The sequence below is a fragment of the Scandinavium hiltneri genome (genome assembly GCF_024764835.1).
GTDB lineage: Bacteria > Pseudomonadota > Gammaproteobacteria > Enterobacterales > Enterobacteriaceae > Scandinavium > Scandinavium hiltneri.
Window position 1 is genome coordinate 77,458 of sequence record NZ_JALIGE010000067.1, and the last position, 21,161, is coordinate 98,618.

General features: G+C 54.3%; 20 protein-coding genes. 11 read left to right on the plus strand and 9 right to left on the minus strand.

Translation table 11 applies throughout. The features are described 5' to 3' along the window. Positions 1 to 24: 24 nt before the first annotated feature. Positions 25 to 798: a glucitol operon DNA-binding transcriptional repressor SrlR gene (gene srlR, locus MUU47_RS02455; RefSeq protein ID WP_258986524.1), complete on the plus strand. Its 774-nt coding sequence runs from the start codon at positions 25 to 27 to the stop codon at positions 796 to 798. Continuing rightward, positions 791 to 1,756 (plus strand): arabinose-5-phosphate isomerase GutQ, encoded by a 966-nt coding sequence (gutQ, locus tag MUU47_RS02460; protein ID WP_258986525.1) that lies wholly within the window; start codon positions 791 to 793, stop codon positions 1,754 to 1,756. The genes srlR and gutQ overlap by 8 nt, the downstream gene beginning before the upstream one ends. On the opposite strand, the gene norR is transcribed toward gutQ, so the two are convergent. Beyond that, on the minus strand, positions 1,753 to 3,267 hold the full coding sequence (gene norR / locus MUU47_RS02465; RefSeq protein WP_258986526.1) for a nitric oxide reductase transcriptional regulator NorR: 1,515 nt from the start codon (positions 3,265 to 3,267) through the stop codon (positions 1,753 to 1,755). The two genes, gutQ and norR, sit on opposite strands and share 4 nt — an antisense overlap. 182 nt (positions 3,268 to 3,449) lie before the next feature. Between norR and norV the strand changes: the two genes are divergently transcribed. Further along, complete coding sequence (gene norV, locus MUU47_RS02470; protein ID WP_258986527.1) at positions 3,450 to 4,889, plus strand: anaerobic nitric oxide reductase flavorubredoxin; 1,440 nt, start codon at positions 3,450 to 3,452, stop codon at positions 4,887 to 4,889. Then, on the plus strand, positions 4,886 to 6,019 hold the full coding sequence (norW, locus tag MUU47_RS02475; RefSeq protein ID WP_258986528.1) for an NADH:flavorubredoxin reductase NorW: 1,134 nt from the start codon (positions 4,886 to 4,888) through the stop codon (positions 6,017 to 6,019). Before norV ends, norW begins: the two co-directional genes overlap by 4 nt. Positions 6,020 to 6,060: 41 nt before the next feature. On the opposite strand, the gene MUU47_RS02480 is transcribed toward norW, so the two are convergent. From MUU47_RS02480 to MUU47_RS02495, 4 genes are all read right to left on the minus strand, one after another. Next, positions 6,061 to 7,074 (minus strand): HoxN/HupN/NixA family nickel/cobalt transporter, encoded by a 1,014-nt coding sequence (locus tag MUU47_RS02480; protein WP_159775858.1) that lies wholly within the window; start codon positions 7,072 to 7,074, stop codon positions 6,061 to 6,063. Next, positions 7,074 to 9,296 (minus strand): carbamoyltransferase HypF, encoded by a 2,223-nt coding sequence (gene hypF / locus MUU47_RS02485; protein ID WP_258986708.1) that lies wholly within the window; start codon positions 9,294 to 9,296, stop codon positions 7,074 to 7,076. Before hypF ends, MUU47_RS02480 begins: the two co-directional genes overlap by 1 nt. Positions 9,297 to 9,303: 7 nt before the next feature. Then, positions 9,304 to 9,831: an electron transport protein HydN gene (gene hydN, locus MUU47_RS02490; protein ID WP_258986529.1), complete on the minus strand. Its 528-nt coding sequence runs from the start codon at positions 9,829 to 9,831 to the stop codon at positions 9,304 to 9,306. A 133-nt stretch (positions 9,832 to 9,964) separates the two neighbouring features. Further along, positions 9,965 to 10,978 carry a LacI family DNA-binding transcriptional regulator gene (locus tag MUU47_RS02495; protein ID WP_258986530.1) on the minus strand — a complete coding sequence of 338 codons (1,014 nt, stop codon included), beginning with the start codon at positions 10,976 to 10,978 and terminating at the stop codon, positions 9,965 to 9,967. Positions 10,979 to 11,300: 322 nt separating this feature from the next. Between MUU47_RS02495 and MUU47_RS02500 the strand changes: the two genes are divergently transcribed. The 6 genes from MUU47_RS02500 (at position 11,301) to MUU47_RS02520 (ending at position 17,051) form a co-directional block, all read left to right on the plus strand. Continuing rightward, the gene (locus MUU47_RS02500) at positions 11,301 to 11,780 is read left to right on the plus strand and encodes an Hcp family type VI secretion system effector (RefSeq protein WP_258986532.1); all 480 of its coding nucleotides are present in this window, start codon (positions 11,301 to 11,303) and stop codon (positions 11,778 to 11,780) included. 30 nt (positions 11,781 to 11,810) lie between these two features. Continuing rightward, the gene (locus MUU47_RS02505; protein ID WP_258986534.1) at positions 11,811 to 12,695 is read left to right on the plus strand and encodes a hypothetical protein; all 885 of its coding nucleotides are present in this window, start codon (positions 11,811 to 11,813) and stop codon (positions 12,693 to 12,695) included. Positions 12,696 to 12,822: 127 nt separating this feature from the next. Continuing rightward, on the plus strand, positions 12,823 to 13,158 hold the full coding sequence (locus MUU47_RS23620) for a DUF1240 domain-containing protein (protein ID WP_509908856.1): 336 nt from the start codon (positions 12,823 to 12,825) through the stop codon (positions 13,156 to 13,158). Positions 13,159 to 13,163: 5 nt separating this feature from the next. After that, positions 13,164 to 13,487 (plus strand): hypothetical protein, encoded by a 324-nt coding sequence (locus MUU47_RS02510; protein WP_258986535.1) that lies wholly within the window; start codon positions 13,164 to 13,166, stop codon positions 13,485 to 13,487. 672 nt (positions 13,488 to 14,159) lie between these two features. Beyond that, complete coding sequence (ascF, locus tag MUU47_RS02515) at positions 14,160 to 15,629, plus strand: PTS cellobiose/arbutin/salicin transporter subunit IIBC (protein WP_258986536.1); 1,470 nt, start codon at positions 14,160 to 14,162, stop codon at positions 15,627 to 15,629. Positions 15,630 to 15,632: 3 nt separating this feature from the next. Beyond that, entirely contained in the window at positions 15,633 to 17,051 is a 1,419-nt protein-coding gene (locus tag MUU47_RS02520; protein ID WP_258986538.1) for a 6-phospho-beta-glucosidase, read from the plus strand. Positions 17,052 to 17,094: 43 nt separating this feature from the next. Here MUU47_RS02520 and hycI read toward each other — a convergent pair whose 3' ends face one another. After that, positions 17,095 to 17,550 carry a hydrogenase maturation peptidase HycI gene (gene hycI, locus MUU47_RS02525; protein ID WP_159758189.1) on the minus strand — a complete coding sequence of 152 codons (456 nt, stop codon included), beginning with the start codon at positions 17,548 to 17,550 and terminating at the stop codon, positions 17,095 to 17,097. A gap of 249 nt (positions 17,551 to 17,799) precedes the next feature. Between hycI and MUU47_RS02530 the strand changes: the two genes are divergently transcribed. Further along, positions 17,800 to 19,413 (plus strand): sigma 54-interacting transcriptional regulator, encoded by a 1,614-nt coding sequence (locus MUU47_RS02530; protein WP_258986540.1) that lies wholly within the window; start codon positions 17,800 to 17,802, stop codon positions 19,411 to 19,413. 18 nt (positions 19,414 to 19,431) lie between these two features. Here the strand turns inward: MUU47_RS02530 and MUU47_RS02535 are convergent, their stop codons facing one another. Genes MUU47_RS02535 through hyfH form a run of 3 tightly spaced genes read right to left on the minus strand, consistent with a single transcriptional unit; the run spans position 19,432 to position 21,156 of the window. Continuing rightward, complete coding sequence (locus MUU47_RS02535) at positions 19,432 to 19,845, minus strand: formate hydrogenlyase maturation HycH family protein (RefSeq protein ID WP_258986542.1); 414 nt, start codon at positions 19,843 to 19,845, stop codon at positions 19,432 to 19,434. Next, positions 19,842 to 20,609, minus strand: a complete 768-nt coding sequence (locus tag MUU47_RS02540; protein WP_258986543.1) for an NADH-quinone oxidoreductase subunit B family protein — start codon at positions 20,607 to 20,609, stop codon at positions 19,842 to 19,844. The genes MUU47_RS02535 and MUU47_RS02540 overlap by 4 nt, the downstream gene beginning before the upstream one ends. Continuing rightward, on the minus strand, positions 20,596 to 21,156 hold the full coding sequence (gene hyfH / locus MUU47_RS02545) for a hydrogenase 4 subunit H (protein WP_258986546.1): 561 nt from the start codon (positions 21,154 to 21,156) through the stop codon (positions 20,596 to 20,598). The genes MUU47_RS02540 and hyfH overlap by 14 nt, the downstream gene beginning before the upstream one ends. Positions 21,157 to 21,161 lie beyond the last annotated feature (5 nt).

The window sequence follows — 21,161 nt, forward strand, 5'->3', positions numbered from 1 at the left end:
TGCAACTTAAGGAACACATCGCTAATGAAACCACGTCAGCGGCAAGCTGCCATTATTGAGCATCTGCAAAAGCAGGGAAAAAGCTCAGTAGAGGAACTTGCCCACCACTTTGACACCACCGGTACCACGATACGCAAAGACCTGGTTCTACTCGAAAACGCCGGGGCGGTGATCCGAACCTACGGCGGGGTGATGCTCAACAAGGATGAGGCCGATCCGCCTATCGATCATAAAACGCTGATCAACACCCATCAGAAAGCGTTGATTGCCGAAGCCGCGGTTAAATTTGTCCATGACGGCGACTCGATTATCCTCGATGCGGGCAGTACGGTACTGCAGATGATCCCGATGCTGAGCCACTTTAATAACATCACCGTGATGACCAACAGCCTGCATATCGTCAATGCGCTGTCCGAAGTCGATAACGAACAAACCATCCTGATGCCCGGCGGCACGTTCCGCAAAAAATCCGCCTCCTTCCACGGCCAGCTGGCCGAAAACGCTTTCGAGCATTTCAGCTTTGATAAACTGTTTATGGGCACTGACGGGATCGATCTGAATGCGGGCGTGACCACCTTTAACGAAGTGTTCAGCGTCAGTAAGGCGATGTGTAACGCCGCCCGTGAAGTGATCCTGATGGCGGATTCGTCAAAGTTTGGCCGCAAAAGCCCCAATATCGTCTGTAGCCTTGAAAGCGTTGATAAGCTGATTACCGACGCGGGTATCAGCCCGGCGTTCAAAAAAGCGCTTGAAGAGAAAGGCATCCACGTCATCGTCACAGGGGAAAAAGATGAGTGACTTTCTGATTAACGCAGGCCGTCAGACGCTGAGGCTGGAACTCGAGGAAGCGAGCCGTCTGCCAGACCGACTTGGCGATGATTTTGTTCGCGCCGCAAACACCCTTATTCAAAGCGAAGGCAAAGTGATTGTCTCCGGAATTGGCAAATCCGGGCATATCGGCAAAAAAATTGCCGCCACGCTTGCCAGCACCGGCACGCCTGCTTTTTTTGTGCATCCGGCAGAAGCCCTGCATGGCGATCTGGGGATGATCGAAAGCCGTGACGTGATGCTGTTTATTTCCTACTCCGGCTCGGCTAAAGAGCTCGATCTTATCATCCCCCGCTTGCAGGAAAAATCGGTCGCGCTGCTGGCGATGACTGGCAAAACCCGCTCACCACTGGCGCTGGCAGCAAAAGCCACTCTGGATATTTCGGTCGAACGCGAAGCCTGCCCGATGCATCTCGCCCCGACGTCCAGCACCGTCAACACCCTAATGATGGGTGACGCCCTGGCGATGGCGGTGATGCAGGCGCGTGGCTTTAACGAAGAGGACTTTGCTCGTTCCCACCCGGCGGGTGCGTTAGGCGCGCGTTTACTGAATAAAGTGCATCACCTGATGCGTACGGGCGATGCCATCCCGCAGGTCAAACTCACCACCAGCGTGATGGACGCGATGCTGGAGCTGAGCCGCACCGGGCTTGGGCTGGTTGTGGTATGCGATGAAAGCAGCCGGGTGCAAGGCGTGTTCACCGATGGCGACCTGCGTCGCTGGCTGGTCGGTGGCGGTACGCTGGCGGCAAAAGTTGCAGAAGCCATGACCCGGGGCGGCGTCACGCTGAATGCACAAAGCCGCGCGGTTGAGGCCAAAGAAGTGCTGATGAAGCGTAAAATCGCCGCCGCACCGGTGGTGGACGATAGCGGCCTGCTGTGCGGGGCGATCAACCTGCAGGATTTCTATCAGGCCGGTATTCTTTAATCCTTCAGCCCCAGTCGTTTCGCCAGCCGGTGCAGGTTGGCGACGTCCAGCGACAATGCGCGGGCTGTCGCGGCCCAGTTGTTCTGCTGGCTTTCCAGCGCCTGCATAATCGCCTGACGTTGAAACGCGTCGGTGGCCTCCCGTAAATTCACCGCTTCCGTCTGCATTTCACGCGGTTGTACAACGGAAACAGGTTCGCCGTGAATAGCAAAATGTTGCGGTTTCAGCGTGACGTCCGCGCCATCGCTGGCCGCACGCGCCAACACCACAGCCCGATGAATGGCGTGTTCCAGTTCACGCACATTACCGGGCCAGCGATACGATGCCAAATGCGCGCGGGTTGCAGCGCTAAGAATGACGCTGCTCAGCCCCATTCGAGCCCGGCACTGCTCGCAAAAATAGCCCGCCAGCAGAATGACGTCTTCATCGCGCTCGCGAAGTGGCGGCACGGAAAGCGGGAACACACTTAAACGGTGGAACAGATCCGCACGAAAACGCCCGGCCAATACCTCTTCGCGCAGATCGCGGTTAGTTGCCGCCAGCACGCGCACATTAACCCGCAGACTGCGGTCATCGCCGACTCGCTGGATATCACCATACTGCAATACCCGCAGCAGTTTGGCCTGCAATGACAAAGATAGCTCACCGATTTCATCGAGGAACAGCGTACCGTTATCCGCGATTTCAAATTTTCCGCTGCGATGGCTGATAGCCCCGGTAAACGCCCCCTTCACATGCCCGAACAGCTCGCTTTCCGCCACGCTTTCCGGTAACGCCGCACAGTTGAGATACACCAGCGGGTTCGCCGCACGCGATGATTGCTGATGAATCGCCTTCGCCACCAGCTCTTTCCCGGTGCCGGTTTCACCGCCGATCAGCACATTAAGATCGGACGCCGCGACGATCTCTATCTCTTTTTGCAGCTGTACCACCGGAGCCGAGAGACCAATCATCTCCTGCGCACCTGTCGTCGCGTCGCCACTGACGTTGGTCATCAACACATTCTGGCTTTCCAGCCGGGCAATCAGCAGCGCGTTATTCAGCGCCCCGGAAACCAGTGCTGCAATCAGGCGCAGTTCTTCGTCGCTGTGGCTGTCGAATTGATGGGCGTCCATGCCGTCGAGGGTTAACGCGCCAATCAGATTTTGCCCGGCGAACAGCGGCAGGCCGAGACAGGCGTGAACCTTCAGGCTTTCCTGCCCAGGAATCAGCCCGTCGTAAGGGTCCGGCAACGTGCTGTCTGCGGGAAAACGCACGATATCGCCAGCGCGGGCAATCGCCTCCAGTCGAGGGTGGGCCTGTAACGCAAACCGGCGGCCCAGTACGTCTTTCGCCAGGCCGTCAATTGCCAGCGGAATGAACTGATGTGCCTCGTAGCGCAACAACGCCGAGGCATCACAGCCCAACAGCTCGCGCAGAGTGATGATAAGCCTCGAAAAACGGTCCGGATGACCGATGTCGCTTTGCAATTCGATGGCTATTTTCGCCAGCGCTTCGGTAGAAAAACTCATGCCTGCCTCATTGTCATTATGACTGTCATCATTGTCTTTTTGACCCTCCAAAGAATAGTCATTATGACAAACGCCCACAACGCTTAAATTTAAAAATCGTTAATTATCAACAAAATAAAAACTGGCACGCAACTTGATATAGCCCATTAACGATTTGAACCAGAAGAGTGATTGAGGACGTTATGGCTATTCACGTTAAAAACAATATTCATTGGGTTGGGCAGCGCGATTGGGAAGTGCGTGATTTTCACGGTACCGAATACAAAACTCTGCGCGGCAGTAGCTACAACAGTTATCTGATCCGCGAAGATAAAAATGTGCTGATTGACACCGTCGATCATAAGTTCAGCCGCGAGTTCGTGCAGAACCTGCGGGCGGAGATCGATCTCGCCGATATCGACTACATCATCATCAACCACGCGGAAGAGGATCATGCCGGCGCGCTAACCGAGCTGATGGCATCCATTCCGGACACGCCGATTTATTGCACCGCCAACGCTATCGATTCGATCAATGGCCATCACCATCACCCGGAGTGGAATTTCAACGTCGTTAAAACAGGCGATTCGCTGGATCTGGGCAACGGCAAGCAGCTGATTTTCGTGGAAACCCCGATGCTGCACTGGCCCGACAGCATGATGACCTACATGACCGGCGACGCGGTGCTATTTAGCAACGACGCTTTTGGTCAGCACTATTGCGACGAACACCTGTTCAATGACGAAGTGGATCAGGCTGAACTTTTCGAACAGTGCCAGCGCTACTACGCCAACATTCTGACGCCGTTCAGCCGCCTGGTAACGCCAAAAATCACCGAGATCCTCGGTTTCAACCTGCCGGTAGACATGATTGCCACCTCTCACGGCGTGGTGTGGCGCGATAATCCGACGCAAATTGTCGAGCTGTATCTGAAATGGGCGGCGGATTATCAGGAAGATCGCATCACGATTTTCTACGACACCATGTCCAACAATACGCGCATGATGGCGGACGCCATCGCCCAGGGTATCAACGAAGTCGACTCTCGCGTGGCGGTGAAGATTTTTAACGTCTCCCGCAGCGATAAAAACGACGTACTGACCAACGTCTTCCGTTCCAAAGGCGTGTTGGCGGGCACTTCGACCATGAACAACGTAATGATGCCGAAAATTGCCGGGCTGGTAGAAGAGCTGACCGGACTGCGTTTTCGCAACAAACGCGCCAGCGCCTTTGGCTCACACGGCTGGAGCGGCGGCGCGGTGGACCGACTTTCTACCCGCTTGCAGGACGCGGGTTTTGAAATGTCGCTGAGCCTGAAAGCCAAGTGGCGTCCGGATCTCGACGCGCTGGAAATCTGCCGTGAGCACGGTCGCGAAATAGCCCGTCAGTGGGCGCTCACGCCGATTTCGTCACCCGTCGCGGTGAATGTAGCGAGCGAGCCGCAGCCTGCCGAATGCACAGTCGACGCCGGGCCTGCCATGCAGTGCAGCGTTTGCCAGTGGATTTACGACCCGGCAAAAGGAGAGCCGAATCAGGATGTCGCCCCAGGCACGCCGTGGAGCGAAGTACCGGACAGTTTCCTGTGCCCGGAATGTTCCCTCGGCAAAGAGGTGTTTGAGGTGCTGGCAACGGAGGCAAAATGAATCACGGTATCGTCATTATCGGTTCGGGCTTTGCGGCTCGTCAGTTGGTCAAAAGCATCCGCAAACAGGACGCTCAGGTGCCACTCACGCTGATTGCTGCCGACAGCATGGATGAATATAACAAACCGGATCTCAGCCACGTCATCAGCCAGAACCAGCGCGCCGCAGACCTGACGCTCCAGACGGCGGGCGAGTTTGCCGAGCAGTACAATCTGTGTCTGTTTCCGAACACCTGGGTGGCGGATATCGACGCCGCAGCGCGGGTAGTCAAAAGCACTGACCAGAGCTGGCCGTACGACAAACTGGTGCTGGCGACGGGGGCAACACCGGTTGTACCGCCGGTTCCCGGGCACGAGCTGATGGTCACGCTCAACAGCCAACAAGAATACGGTGCGGCACAAACTGCTCTGCATGATGCAAAGCGTGTGCTGCTTGTCGGGGCCGGGCTTATTGGCTGCGAACTGGCAATGGATTTTTGCCGGGCGGGAAAAGCCGTCAGCGTAGTGGACAGCTCCGCGAGCATCCTGGCCTCCCTGATGCCGCCGGAAGTCAGCAGTCGTCTTCAACATCAGCTGACCGATATGGGCGTTCATCTACTGCTGAAAAGCCAGCTTCAAGGACTGGAGAAAACCCGCACCGGGATCCGCGCCTGCTTTGATCGCGAGCGGGTGCTTGAGGTGGATGCGGTGATAGCCGTCGCCGGTTTGCGACCGGAAACAGCGCTGGCCCGTCGCGCAGGCGTGGACATTAATCGTGGGGTGGTGGTCAACGGCGCATTGCAAACCAGCGATCCGGCGATTTATGCCCTCGGCGACTGCGCAGAAATCAACGGTCGAGTGCTGCCGTTCCTCCAGCCGACACTGCTGAGCGCGCTGACCCTGGCAAAAATCCTGCTGGGTCAGACTGCAAACCTGACACTGCCGCCGATGCTGGTCAAAGTGAAAACGCCGGACCTGCCGCTGCATTTAGCGGGTGATACGCGTCATCCGGATCTACGCTGGATGCTCGACACCACTCCTGACGGGATGATTGCGCAAGGGTTTGATAGCGAGGAGAAGCTGCGGGCGTTTGTGGTCAGCGAAGGGAAAATGAAACAGGCGTTCGCGTTACTGAAACAGATCCACGCCTGAATAAAAAATGCCGGGCCTGATTTGGCCCGGCACCGTTTGCCTTACACGCTCAGCGCGTCATACCCGCGCCAGCGATACACCGCCAGAGAGACTATCCAGCAGGCGATAAACAGCCCGATAACGATGAATCCGGCATTGCCGAGATTATCATTCAGCGCGCCAACCCAGTTCCACAGCCCACCGCTAAAGCCAAATTTATCCATCAGCAGGCCCAGCGCTTCCAGGCCGCCGATAAACAGCGCCACCACCACCGATGTGCCGGTAATGGTCATGTTGTAATACAGCTTGCGCTGAGGTTTGTTGAAGGCCCAGCCGTAGGCCCCGACCATCAGCACGTTATCAAGCGTATCCACCAGCGCCATACCGCTGGCAAACAGCGCCGGGAAAATCATGATGCTCCAGATAGACATTCCGCTGGATGCGCTGGCGGCGGTGATTCCCAACACCCCAATTTCGGTCGCGGTATCAAAGCCGAGGCCAAACAAAAAACCGACCAGATACATGTGCCAACTTTTGTCGATCAGGCGGAACGTCTTGCCGAACAGCCAGCTCATCATCCCGCCCGTTGCCACCGGATCGCTGTTGAACGGCTTACCCTGTTTGAAAGCGCGGAAGCTGCGCCAGATGCCACGCAGAATAACCAGGTTGATAAAGGCCATCGCCAGCAGGAACAGTGATGAAACCGCGGTGCCAATCAGGCTGCCGGTGTCGTGAAACCAGCTCATGTGCTGCTGGAACGCTGTTGCGGTGGCTGCGATCGCCGCCGAAGCCAGCACCACAATGGAGGAATGACCGAGTGAGAACCACGCGCCAACGCCGAACGGGCGTTTGCCCTGCTGCATCATTTTGCGCGTAACGGTATCAATCGCGGCGATATGATCGGCATCCACCGCATGGCGCAGGCCGTAGCCCCAGGCCAACAGACTGGCGGCCATCAGCGCCCCACTCTCACCAAACACCTGCCACGCCCAGCACCACGCCAATAGATTGGCCATCATCAGCACGAAAACCAGTAGCGCTGCGCGCGGCTGTTGACGTAAAAGCCTAATCAGCATCATCCGTTCCCTTCCTCCTGGAGGCGAGCAGCGGCAATCACCGCCTGCCCATATGAAATTCCGCCGTCGCCCGCGGGCAAACTCTGCGGAAATAAAAGTGTAAAACCAGACAGATAAAACCCCAGCCGCTCGCGCAGCAGTCGGTTATGCAGCACGCCGCCGCCGAAAACCAGCGTGCGGATATCGCGAATGCCCGCGTGATAGCGCATCATCTGCGCCAGCCCACAGGCCAGCGCATCATGAAATGCCCAGGCCTTATCTGCTTCTGGCGCGGACCAGTTCAGCCACTGCGGCCAAAAAATACGTAAATTCAGGGTGTTATCCTGAAAAAGAAGCGTCAGCGGATGGTCAAGTCCCTCGCTTGTTCGTGCCAGCGCTTCCAGTCGGCACGCCGCTTCACCTTCATAACTTTGCTTATCCGGTGCGCAGCTCAGCGTGCTCGCGACCGCATCAAATAAACGCCCGCAGGAAGACGCCATCGGCGCATTGATCCCGCGTTCAATGGCGCGAGCCAGCGCGGCGATGGAGCGTGACTGCAACAGCGCGAGCGATTGCCAGTCCGGAACAAACGCCACGCACTGTGCGAGCAAGTTACGCCACGGCTGGCGAGCCGCCAGATCCCCACCGGGCAGCGCCACCGCAGGCAGACCGCCGAGATGTTCACATTCCCGATAGTTCACCCGCAGGCATTCGCCGCCCCAGAGCGCCCCGTTTTCCCCCTGCCCTATGCCGTCGAGAGTCAGCGCGATAACATCGCCACCGTCCAGCGGCCAGCCGTGTTCTGCCATGCAGGCCGCAGCGTGAGCGTGGTGATGCAGCACCCTGTCGCACGGAATATTCAGCGCCTCGCCCCACTGCACCGAGCGATAACCTGCGTGTGCATCCACCACCACGCGTTCCGGGGTAAACGCATATATTGACTGTATTAATGCCAGCGCACTGCGCCACTGCGCCTCCACGCCTTCTTCGCAAACGTCGCCCAGATGCTGGCTCAGCACCGCTTCTTGCCCGCGCACCAGACAAAAGGTGTTTTTCAAATCAGCGCCGCAGCACAACAGCGGCGGAACATCCGCGAAACCCGGCGGCAGCGGCAGCGCATCCGGCACGTAGCCACGCGCCCTGCGCAGCATTTCGCCGCTTTGCCGGACCACGGAGTCATCCATACGCTGGACAATATCGCGGTTGTGCAGCAGAAATCCGTCGACGATCTCCGCCAAATCGGCCAGCGCATCCTGATTCGAAATCGCGGGCGGTTTGCCGTTGAGGTTCCCCGAGGTCATTACCAGCGGACGTTTCAGCGACTGCATCAACAAATGCTGAATGGGGTTCGATGCCAGCATTACGCCGATTTCATCCAACCCGGGAGCGATGCCATCGCATATGCCGTCGACCGCGTTTTTCTTCACCAGCACAATCGGCGACGCCGGAGTGTTAAGCAATTTCTGTGCCTGTTCCGGCAGGAAACTCACCTGCGTCAGCATCACCGCCAGCGGTTTCGTCGGGCGTCGTTTGCGTTCCCGCAGCAGCGCCACGGCGGCGGTGTTTCCGGCATCACACACCAGATGAAAACCGCCAAGCCCTTTGACAGCCACAATGCCGCCCGCGGCCAGCATCTCGACCGCCGCCGCCAGCGCGTTTTCGCCCGTGGATTGTTCAGAGGATGCGTGCCAGCTCAGCTGCGGACCGCATTCTGCGCAGGCGACCGGCTGGGCGTGAAAACGGCGATCTGACGGGTCGCGATACTCTTTTTCGCAGGCCGGACAAAGCGGAAACGCCGCCATCACCGTGAAGGGGCGGTCATAGGGCATTGCCTGAATAATGGTGAAGCGCGGGCCACAGTGGGTGCAGTTGATAAACGGGTAGCGGTAGCGCCGGTTCTGCGGGTCATTGAGCTCTGCAAGGCAGGCCGGACAGGTGGCGGCATCGGGCGCAATCTGCGTGCTCATGCGCCCGGTTCCGCTTTGCTGGATGGTAAAATCCTGTGGTAAATCAGGCCAGTGATACGGCGTGATTTCGGTGGCGTCAATGCGCGCCAAAATGGGGCAATGCACCTTAAGCTGCGCAGCAAAGCCGTTTTCTGCACCAACGAGGTGCACCAGCACGCCTTCCGCGTCATTGCTGACGTTTCCCTGACGGCTTAGCCGCTGCGCCATTTGCCAGACAAACGGCCGAAACCCTACGCCCTGAACCTTACCGCGCAGGCGAATGACGACGCCGTTCATTGCCATCTCAGTACGCCAGAGCCGTTCGGCGACGTTTCTCCACATTGAGCTTGTCCAGCGCCGCACGGTCGATGCAGGTCAAGGCAAATGTCGGACACACCGCCACGCAGGCCGGACCGTCGGCGCGGGTATGGCAGAGGTCACATTTGTTGGCTTCGGCTTTTTCCACTTTAACCTTCATGCCGAATCCGCTGGTGCGCACTACCGGGCGAACGACGACTTCCATCGCCCCATAAGGGCAGGCCACGACGCAGGTTTTACAGCCAATGCAGCGTTCCTGCATAACATGCACGAAGCCGTTTTCACGGGCGATGGCCCCATTAGGACAGACGTTGGCGCACGGCGCGTCTTCGCACTGGCGACAGGCGGTCGCCGTAGAAAGGTTTACGCCTTTAACGACGTGAATACGGGGCAGGAACGTTTGTGGCGTCAGCGCCGCACAGTCCTGATCTTGTTGATGGGCGACGGCGCAGGCCACTTCGCACGTACGGCAGCCAATACATTTGCTCGCTTCCGCGATGATGAAACGGTTCATCCACTTCTCCAGCCTTAGACGTTAAGGCCGGGGATATGCATTTTCCGCGCCATTATTAAAATGACTATTTATCAATGAATTAAAACTTCAGACATCTGTCATCGACATTAATGACGACGACAGATGACGAGCATCAGGCGTGAGGACCCGGAATGACGGAATCACGCAGCATCAGTTCGCCGGGAAAGGATTGTTGCAGATGAAATTCACCGCCGTCGAGCATACAAATCAAGCGGTTGATGGTCTCTTCGATCATCTCGGTTACCGGGATTTTGACGCTGGACAGGGCCGGAACGATGTAAGGCGCGAGGGCAATATCGTCAAAACCAATCACCGAGACCTGCTCTGGTACGCGCCAACCCGCAGTATTGAGCTGCTTGATAGCCCCGATGGCCATATCGTCGTTGCTCGCCACCAGCGCACTGAACGTAATCCCGCGCGACAACAGCGTTTCGACGCCTGTCACACCGGTGGCAGGCGTCCATTTACCTTCCGCAATCCACGCGTCTCGCACTGGAATGTGGTTGTGCTCCAGTGCCGCCTTGTAGCCCGCGAGGCGTTCAATCCCGGTCGGTGAATCCAGCGAGCCGGTAATGAACGCAATATCCCGATGGCCCATCGCAATTAGCCGCTCAACCGCCGCCTGGCTAGAAGCTTTTTGATCCGACCACACGCAGTGGCTGGCGTTACCGCGCAGTCGGCGATTCAACACCATAATCGGCCGATCGTGATCGTGGATGATCGCGTCCATCTCATCCGGCGTCAGAAAGCGCGGGTAGATGATGATCGCGTCGCAGCGCAGATCGAGCAGATACTGGATCGCCGCCCGCTCCTCTTCCGCGCTGTGCTTGCCATCGGCCAGGATCAGCTGTCGGCCCTGATCTTCGGTCAGACGCGCGGCATGAAACAGCAGTTCACTGAAGTAGACGCCGTGATACAGGGTGTTCGTCACCACCAGGCCCAGGGTCTGACTTTTTTTGGTCGCCAGATTACGCGCCAGCAAATTCGGGCGATACCCGCTTTCGCCGATCGCCTGATACACGCGGTCTTTGGTTTCCTGGCTGACGTAGCCATTGCCCGACAGCACGCGGGATACGGTGGCTTTCGACACGCCAGCGCGCTTCGCCACTTCCAGCATCGTTGCCATGTTGCTCATCCCCGATTTTTCGATGGCCGAAAGTTTACTTCAGCCCAGCAGAGATTGCAGCGATTTGTCCACAGTCAAGCCCCCGCCCCGGAACCGGGTCGGAAAAAAGGCGCTGTATTGATATTTACCGCAGTTATTTACTTGAATCATTAATAATGAAATGTTTTTGTTTTTTCGTGCGCATCGATTAATTCCACACGCACTTTTTATCATTTTATATTGCCTGTTTATTGTTAACGGAGAATACTGCCAAACGATTCAACAAGCACACGACCACTCACATTACATTTATACATACGACTAATGAATAAGGAGCATTCATTTGGCTGGCTTAACTTATTTAACGATCAATGGTAAAAGGCAAGGGTTGATATCAGAAGGTTGCCTCACTCAGAGATCACTCGGTAATAAAGCACTGATTGCGCACCAAAACCAAATTTTTATCTTTTCTCTCTCGCACTCCCTTTCACGGGAACAAAATGTCAACCATCACAACCTCACCATTATAAAACCTGTTGATAAGGCATCTCCACTACTCGCAAATGCCATTTCAGAAAATGAATCCTTGAGTTGCGAGTTCGAATTTTATCGTACTGCTAAAGCTGGATGCATGGAACGTTACTATCTAATAAAACTAACTGAGGCTCGGGTAGCGGACTTCCACCTGCATATTCCCCACAACGTTCATCACAATGGCGAAGAACCGCAGGAAAGCGTTTCCTTTTCCTACAGGTCAATCACCTGGGAACATTGCATTGCCGGGACCAGCGCCTACAGCATTTGGGACGACAGGGTTTTTTAACCTTTTATTCATCAATAGGGAGAAATGAGCATGCCTGTTTTTAAAGGAAAGCCCGCAACATGGGCCGATTCAGTAGGAGGCGTATTACGCGGTGAACAGCGGATTAACCAGTGGGTACCTGATCATCCATATATAAACAATCTCCCGCATATGGAAGAACTGCTGGCGAAAAACACTCAGCATTTCATGTTGCTGACGCTGAATGAAGTCAGAGACATTCTGAGCGATCTGACAGGCATGGCGGATGACTTTTTCTCTTATAAGCTGGGCGGGGGCAACATTAAGGATATCTGGGACGGTAAAAACACTTTCGGTAATTTCACCAGCTATTTTAACGAAGCGGAACAGCTGAAATTCAATTTAAAAGGACTCGGCATTAAGGCGATCGCCTGCAAATATGGTGCCGAAACCTATATAAAAATCACCGGCTATCCCAGCGTGCGGCGTATTCTGAATGGCACCCGTTATAAGGCAAGTCATCCACAATTACTGGAACTGGGTATTGGCTGGCGAGGCGTGGCGCATACTGTTGTAAAAGGGATAAAATTCTGTGTTTACTTTTCACTGGCCTTCCGCGCGATAGAGTTGATATTTAAAGACGAGTACACCCTCGTGGATTTCTTTGGTGATGTGATTATGGATACGGCGAAGACGATGGTGTCCAGTGTTGCTGCAGCAGCCGCAGGAATGGGATTGGCAGTGATCGGTTCCCCGGTTCTATTTACTTTAGCAGCAGTAATTACAATTGGGATTATATTTAATAATAAGCTAAATAAATATGATGAAAAATATGGCTGGTCGGCATCCATGAAACAATTGATTCGAGAGGCTTTTATTGAACAAGAAAAAAACAGGACATGGCATAAACGACACATGAATGCCGAAAACTTCACTCTGTATAACTTACATAATTAAATTTATCATGAAAAATATCTTTATTCTGTTTTTTAAAAAACTAGCAATACTTTTTTGGGTGAGTGGTATGGTCACTCTTCTGTTCAGCTTGATATCATTTATGATTGACATCCCTTTCAAAGACATAATGTCATTCTTTAACAATGATGATTATTTCTGGTTTGATGGCCAACGAATAGCATACTTATCAGTAGTGCCTTTTTTTATGTATATAATATTCATCTCATTAACCATATTATTTACTAAGGACAATCAGTTCCCAAAAAAACTGAATGGCGCGAGTAACATTTTAGCTATTGCAACACTAATGCTACTTGTCCTTTTTAGCTTGTTATCTTTATTGTTTTACTTATACATTGTTATATTCACCCCCTATAAATCATGTAAAGAACCTACATTTACGAATTACTTCGTAACAGATTATAAGATATGTAAAACGATCATAAACTCCGAATCGGATTGATGAGAATGATGCATTTAAGATGGCAAACCCATGAATTGTTAATATTATACACGGCGAAGACGTTGGTTTCTGCTGTGGTAGCGGGTCTCATTGCAGGCGGTTTAATCACTTTATTCCCCATTGTGATTACTGCAGGTATCGTTATTGTCATCGGCATCGCTCTAAATATAGAGTTAAATCGTCTCGATTCAACATTTGGATGGTCCCTCCAATTGAAGAAAGCTCTTCGCGAGTCATTCGCTGAACAGCAAAAAATCAGAGACTGGAATATCAACCATATGAATAACGCAAACACCCCATTCCATCCACAATGGAAAATTCAAAATTGAACAATAATCTAACCCTTCGACTAAAGCAGATTGGCGCGTGTACTTCGACCCTTTTCAACATAACAATTATATGCTCAGTGATCTATTTCTCTCTCAATCTTCCATACAAAGATATAACATCACCATTTACTTATGGAGATTATTTTTGGTTTGATGGCAGACGCCTTTCACTGTTAACTGCTGTTCCATTTTTAATTTATATAATATACTTAATACTTATAACAAAATTATCTAAAAAAAGAAAGGGCATGAGCTTAGTGAAATCATTGGTAGCATTCTATCAATACTTTCCGTGGCACTAATAGTATTGCTGAACATCTTCTTTTTATTTGTATATTTATACATTGCTGTTTTAACCCAGTACAAACCCTGTGAAGACCCAAAACTCAAACATTACTTCGTCACCGATTACGCCATCTGCAAAACCATTGTTAACAATGATTTCAATTAATGAACGTTAGAATAACCCGATTTCGATTACCTGAACTGCCTGAGTGCGCCGCTCAGGCGGTCACCCGATAGCCACGAATTCCTCTCTCACCCAAACTCGATCTAAATCACAAAAACAAAATAGATCCCACCTCTCTCTTGCTTCACCAATCCGATCTCTTCATGATTTTGTGGAACCGGTTTCCTATACAAATTTTAATCACAATAAGATGGATTGATCCGATGTCGAAAAATTATGCCGCGCTGGCCCGTGATGTAGTGGCCGCACTGGGCGGCGCTAACAACATCACCGCCGCGACCCACTGCATGACGCGATTGCGTTTTGTGCTTAACGACCCGACTCTCGCCGATGCCGCAACGCTGAAAGCACTCAAAGGCGTACTCGGCGTGGTACGCAGCGATAACCAGTGCCAGGTGATCATTGGCAACACGGTTTCTCAAGCCTACAAAGAAGTGATGAATCTTCTGCCGGGTAACCTGCAACCCGCCGTGGGACAGGGGCCGCAGAAATTGACCCTGCGTCGAATTGGCGCGGGCATTCTGGATGCGCTGATCGGCACCATGTCGCCGCTGATCCCGGCGATCATCGGCGGCTCAATGGTGAAACTGCTGGCGATGGTACTGGAGATGTCCGGTGTGCTTCCCAAAGGCGCGCCGACACTGACTATTTTGACGGTGATTGGCGATGGCGCATTCTTCTTCCTGCCGCTGATGGTCGCCGCTTCTGCCGCAGTGAAGTTCAAAACAAACATGTCGCTGGCGATAGCCATTGCTGGCGTACTGGTTCACCCGAGCTTTATTGAGCTGATGGCGAAAGCCGCCCAGGGCGAACACGTTGAGTTCGCATTCATTCCGGTGACGGCGGTGAAATACACCTACACGGTGATTCCGGCGCTGGTGATGACCTGGTGCCTGTCTTATATCGAGGTCTGGGTCGATAAAATCACGCCCGCGGTCACAAAAAACTTCCTCAAGCCAATGCTGATTGTGCTGATTGCCGCTCCGCTGGCTATCCTGTTGATTGGTCCGATTGGCATCTGGATCGGCAGCGGCATTTCCGCAGTGGTGTATACCGTTCACGGCTATCTTGGCTGGCTGTCAGTGGCAATTATGGGCGCGCTGTGGCCGCTGCTGGTGATGACCGGGATGCACCGCGTGTTCACCCCAACCATCATTCAGACCATTGCCACTACCGGCAAAGAAGCGATGGTGATGCCGTCTGAAATTGGCGCCAACCTGTCACTCGGCGGCTCATCGCTGGCGGTGGCATGGAAAACCAAAAACCCGGAACTGCGCCAGACGGCGCTGGCCGCAGCGGCTTCCGCGATCCTGGCGGGCATTTCAGAACCGGCGCTGTACGGCGTGGCGATTCGCCTGAAACGTCCACTGATTGCGAGCCTGATAAGCGGTTTCATCTGCGGTGCCATTGCGGGTATCGCGGGCCTGGCGAGTCATTCGATGGCCGCGCCTGGATTGTTTACCAGCGTACAGTTCTTTGACCCCGCCAACCCGATGACCATCGTCTGGGTATTTGGCGTGATGGCGCTGGCAGTCGTGCTCTCCTTCGTGCTGACGCTGCTACTGGGCTTTGAAGATATTCCAGTGGAAGAAAAACCTGCTGTCAACGGTGCCGAACAGGCGCGCAAAGCGCAAGGCATCGCCGCAACCGTTCAACCCTTACAAGCGAGGTAACGCATGTTTCCGAAAGGATTTTTATGGGGCGGCGCTCTGGCCGCTAACCAGTCTGAAGGCGCGTATCTGGAAGGTGGCAAAGGCCTGACCACCGTCGACACTATCCCGCACGGCGCCAACCGTATGCCGGTCAAACTGGGACTCGACAAGCGCTTTACCCTACGCGAGGACGAATACTACCCGAGTCACCAGGCGATCGATTTTTATCATCGCTATAAAGAAGACATCGCGCTGATGGCGGAGATGGGCTTCACGGTGTTCCGCACCTCGATTGCCTGGGCACGTCTGTACCCAAACGGCGACGAATTAACGCCAAACGAAGAAGGTATCGCGTTCTACCGCGACATGTTCGCCGAATGCAGAAAATACAATATTGAGCCGCTGGTCACCCTGTGCCATTTCGACGTACCTATGCACCTGGTGAAGGAATACGGCTCGTGGCGTAACCGTAAAATAGTGGAATTTTTCACTCGCTACGCCCGCACCTGCTTTGAAGCCTTCGACGGCCAGGTAAAATACTGGCTGACCTTCAATGAAATCAACATCATGTTGCACAGCCCCTACTCCGGGGCCGGGCTGGTGTTTGAAGAAGGTGAGAATCAGGAACAGGTGAAATATCAGGCCGCGCACCACGAGCTGATTGCCAGCGCGCTGGCAACGAAAATTGCCCATGAGGTGAATCCGCAAAACCAGGTCGGCTGTATGCTGGCGGGCGGCAACTTCTATCCGTATTCCTGCAAGCCGGAAGACGTGTGGATGGCGCTGGAAAAGGATCGCGAAAACCTGTTCTTTATCGACGTGCAGGCGCGTGGCGCATATCCGGCCTATTCGGCCCGCGTGTTCCGCGAGAAAGGCGTGACCATCGAGAAAGTGCCGGGCGATGATGAAATTCTGAAGAACACCGTCGATTTTGTGTCGTTCAGCTATTACGCGTCACGCTGCGCCTCTGCGGATATGAACAGCAATAACACCAACGCGGCCAACATCGTCAAATCGCTGAAAAACCCACATATCAAGGCCAGCGAATGGGGCTGGGGTATCGACCCGCTGGGCCTGCGCATCACCATGAACATGATGTATGACCGTTATCAGAAACCGCTGTTCCTCGTGGAAAACGGGCTTGGCGCGAAAGACGTGGTGGAACCCAACGGCGAGATTAACGATGACTATCGCATCAGCTATTTACGCGAGCATATCCAGGCAATGGGCGATGCCATCAATGACGGTATTCCGGTGATGGGTTACACCACCTGGGGCTGTATCGATCTGGTGGCGGCGTCGACCGGTGAGATGAGCAAGCGCTACGGCTTCGTGTATGTCGACCGTGACGACGCCGGGAACGGCACGCTGGCGCGTTCGCGCAAGAAATCGTTCTGGTGGTATAAGAAAGTGATCGCGAGTAACGGCGAAGATTTAGCGTAAAACATTGCCCGGTAGCGATAACGCTTACCGGGCCTACGCCTCATTACAACCGCTCAAACCCGCCGTCACCGACCCACCCTTCCAGCCGCTGATACACCACTTCCGTCGCCGCTTTCACTTTCTCGGTCATCGGATAATAGAAGCCGACAATATCCGGCTGAATGCCGAGGAATATCACCTCGCCCGCATCCTCTTTCAACTGTTCAATCAGATAGTTGAGCGGCATATTGTGGGTAGTCATCAGAAACATCTCAGCAATATCGTCAGGATCGACAATACGTATCTCGCCTGGCTCGAGCCCCATGTCGGTGGCATCAACAATCAACAAGCACTCCGGCTTCATTTCGCGAATCGCCGCCACTTCCCGTTCCGGTGCGCTGCCACCGTCCAGCACTTGCCAGTCACCTTTTGGCGCTGCGGCACACATTTCCGCGAGCAGCGGTCCGGCGCCGTCGTCGCCCATCATGCTGTTGCCGACACACAGTAATACGTTGGACACTTTTATCTCCCAATAAAGTGATCTGAATGAGCAAACTACCCATTGATATCAACGAATGATCCTAAGGGGGTATCTTATATTGCACGCAGCCCAAAAATAATGATCTCAAATAGTATTGCAGACGCCTCCCAGCGCGGGGCAATTTTCCGAAAACAGGCTGAAACGATGAATGATGTAAAGAAGTTGAGTGGCAAGAAAATAAGAACCATTCCCATTTCAAATACGGAATGGAATAATCAATTGATTGCCATGATCAATTCTGGAGTTGATCCCGAATTACTGGAATTCTTTCATCAGTTAAAAGACGAACGCGATGAATACCGCATTTTGGTGGATATCACCAACTCGGTTCTGGCACACCTCGACCGGGAAGGTCTGGTCAGCGCCATCGCCCAGGACATTCACCGTTTCTTCGCGATTCCCTGCGTGTCGATTGCCTTCTTCGATGCCGAAACAACAGACGCTCTGCCGGTAACCGCCTGCAACTGGCAGCCTGACGGCCATCATTATTGCCAGCAAAAAACCTACCCGATTGCCCAGAGCGTACTGAAAAATGTGCTGGATAACGGTCAGCCTCAGGCCGTTGCATTGCACGAAAGCCTGAGCGACCCGCTGTTGAAGGATTTATTTTCCGCCAGGATGCAGGCCGCGCTGCTGCTGCCGCTGACCTTTAATACCCACGCACCCGGAATATTCATTCTCGCGCATACCGATGCAAGCGCGTTTACTCCGGCAGTCTGTTCGCTGTTGGGTCAAATTGCGTCGCGTATCAGTATTGCGGTGGATAATGCCAACGCCTGGAATGAAATTACCCGGCTAAAAGACTCGTTAAAACAAGAAAATATCTGGCTTAACGAACAGCTGCAAAATGTCGAAAGCCTGAATGACATTATTTTCCAGAGCGTAGCGATGAAAAACCTGCTGCGTCAGGTGGAAATGGTGGCGACCAGTGACAGCACTGTGCTGTTGCTCGGCGAGACCGGAACCGGGAAAGAGCTCATTGCCCGCGCCATACACAAACTCAGCCAACGTAACAGCCATAAGCTTATCAAAATGAACTGCGCCGCCATTCCGGCGAGCCTGTTGGAAAGCGATCTCTTCGGTCATGAAAAAGGGGCATTTACCGGCGCCACCAGTACTCACATCGGGCGATTTGAAATGGCCGATGGCGGCACACTTTTCCTTGATGAAATTGGCGATATGCCGCTCGAACTCCAGCCAAAATTGCTGCGCGTGTTGCAGGAGCGTGAAGTGGAACGCCTCGGCGGCAGCAAAGTTATCCCGGTAAACGTCCGAATGATTGCGGCCACCAACCGCGATTTGCATGAGATGGTTCAGGAACGCGCGTTTCGCAGCGACCTGTTTTATCGCCTGAACGTTTTCCCGATTGTGATCCCACCGCTGCGTGAGCGGCCGGAGGATATTCCGCTGCTCGCCACTTGGTTCACTCAGAAGCTGGCGGCGCGGATGAACAAAAATATCGATACCATTCCCACCGCATCACTTCAGGCGCTGTGCCAGTACCCGTGGCCGGGCAACGTGCGTGAATTGCAAAACGTGATTGAACGCGCGGTGATCCTCACCCAGGGCAACACGCTGAATTTGCAGCTTAACGATTTAAAAATGCCGCCGTCGATGGCGCAAACACCCCGAGCTCAGGCCGCCACCATCAAACTGCCGCCAATGTTTAACCCGCAAACGCCGGAAACGGATGAGGGAGAACGGGAACGGATAATCCAGGCATTGCGGGAAACTAACGGGATTGTCGCGGGGCCAAAAGGGGCGGCGCAGAAACTGGGACTGAAGCGAACGACGCTGCTGTCGAGAATGCAGCGTCTGGGGATTAACACGCGGGATCTGTAACAGCCTCCCGCGTGGTGATTACGCCATCTGGCGTTTGACGATCAGATAGATAGCCGGTTCACGTTCGATCTCAGCCAGCAGTTCAATCAACCGCAGGCTCCAGCTTTTATAAGGCTCATCGCCGCTAAGGCTCAGCGGCGACAGCGCATTGGCCAGCAGCGACGTGTGAGTGGAATCAATGGTGATTTCCCCAAACGTCAGCAGGCCACGCAGTTTACGACGCGCATCACCCATCGGCAGCTGTTTCAGCCATTCCGTGTAACCTTCCAGCGGGCATTCCAGCTCCGTTTTCAGACAGTCGATCATGCCGACGTGATGGCCGATCGCCAGCGAGTAATACATTACCTGCTGGCTTTCCGCGGGCATGTCTTCGTCGCTGTCGACGAACTTCTGGCGCAGCGACCAGAAGGTCACTTTTCCGATGTCGCTCACGCCATCACCTCCCCGGCAATCATCGCCATCAGCGCATTCACAATTTCCGTCAGCCGCGGATCGTTCTCTTTACGCAGCCAGGCGGCGACATCATGCGCCGCCTGCTGCGGCTGCTTATGCTGAATGAGCGACAGCAGACTCAGGCTGATATCGCCGCCCTGGCGATAACCCGCCATTCGCCGTGCTTCCCGCTCAACGGACACTCGCAACTGCAGCGGCACGTCAGGCAGGATCAGTGCCGGTTTTTCACTTTCGCCCTGCACGTGTTCAACGCCTTTCAGTTTCTGATCCAGCAAACCGAGCGCCACGGCAAACCCGTGGATCGTCGCCGCAGGCGTGGGCGGACAGCCGGGGATCCACACATCAACCGGCACGATAGTATCGCTGCCGCCCCAGACGCAGTAGAGATCGTGGAAGATCCCCCCCCCGACGCCGCACGCCCCGTAGGAAATACAGATTTTCGGATCCGGTGCCGATTCATAGGCGCGTAACGCCGGGACGCGCATCGCACGGGTCACCGCCCCGGTGAACAGCAAAATATCGGCATGACGCGGCGAGGCCACCACTTTGATACCGAAACGCTCGGCATCGAACACCGGGGTTATCGCTGAGAAAATTTCGATTTCACAACCGTTGCAGCCGCCGCAGTCCACGCGGTACACGTACGCTGAACGCTTGATGTCTTTCAGCAGCGTCTGCTTCATGCGCGCCGCACCATCTGCCAGCGTTATCGGCTGGCTGGCGTGATGATTAAACTCGCTCATTGCTTTTCTCCGCACCGATTGAACTGAACATCTGCCTGTCGTGCTGGCTCAGCGTTCGCTGGCGTTTGCACGCAGGGCAAGTCGTAAACTGCGCGCTCATGCCTGCCAGCGCCTCGTCGCTCACGCCGGACTGTCGCAGCAGTTCAACCGCATACTGCGCCGATTTCTCCGGGGTGAACGGCAGTTTGCATACATCGCAGTGCTGCAAGCGAAACACCGCTTTGACGTACAAATCAGCTTTGTTCGTCACCGCCAGTTCGAAGTCATTGGTCAGGCGAATCGCCTTCGTCGGGCACACTTCTTCGCAGCGGCCGCAGAAAATGCAGCGACCGATGAACAACTGCCAGATTCGCTCGTTGCTTTCCGGATGCGTTTCCATCGTCAACGCATTCGCCGGACACGCCATGGTGCACGCCGCGCAGGCAATACACTGCTGTGGGTCGAGCTCCGGTCTGCCGCGAAAATCGGGGCTGATGTCCAGCGGTGCAAACGGGTATTTAACCGTGGGTTCGCCCGCTTTCAGGATAGTTTTAAACAGTTTCAGCATCGTTT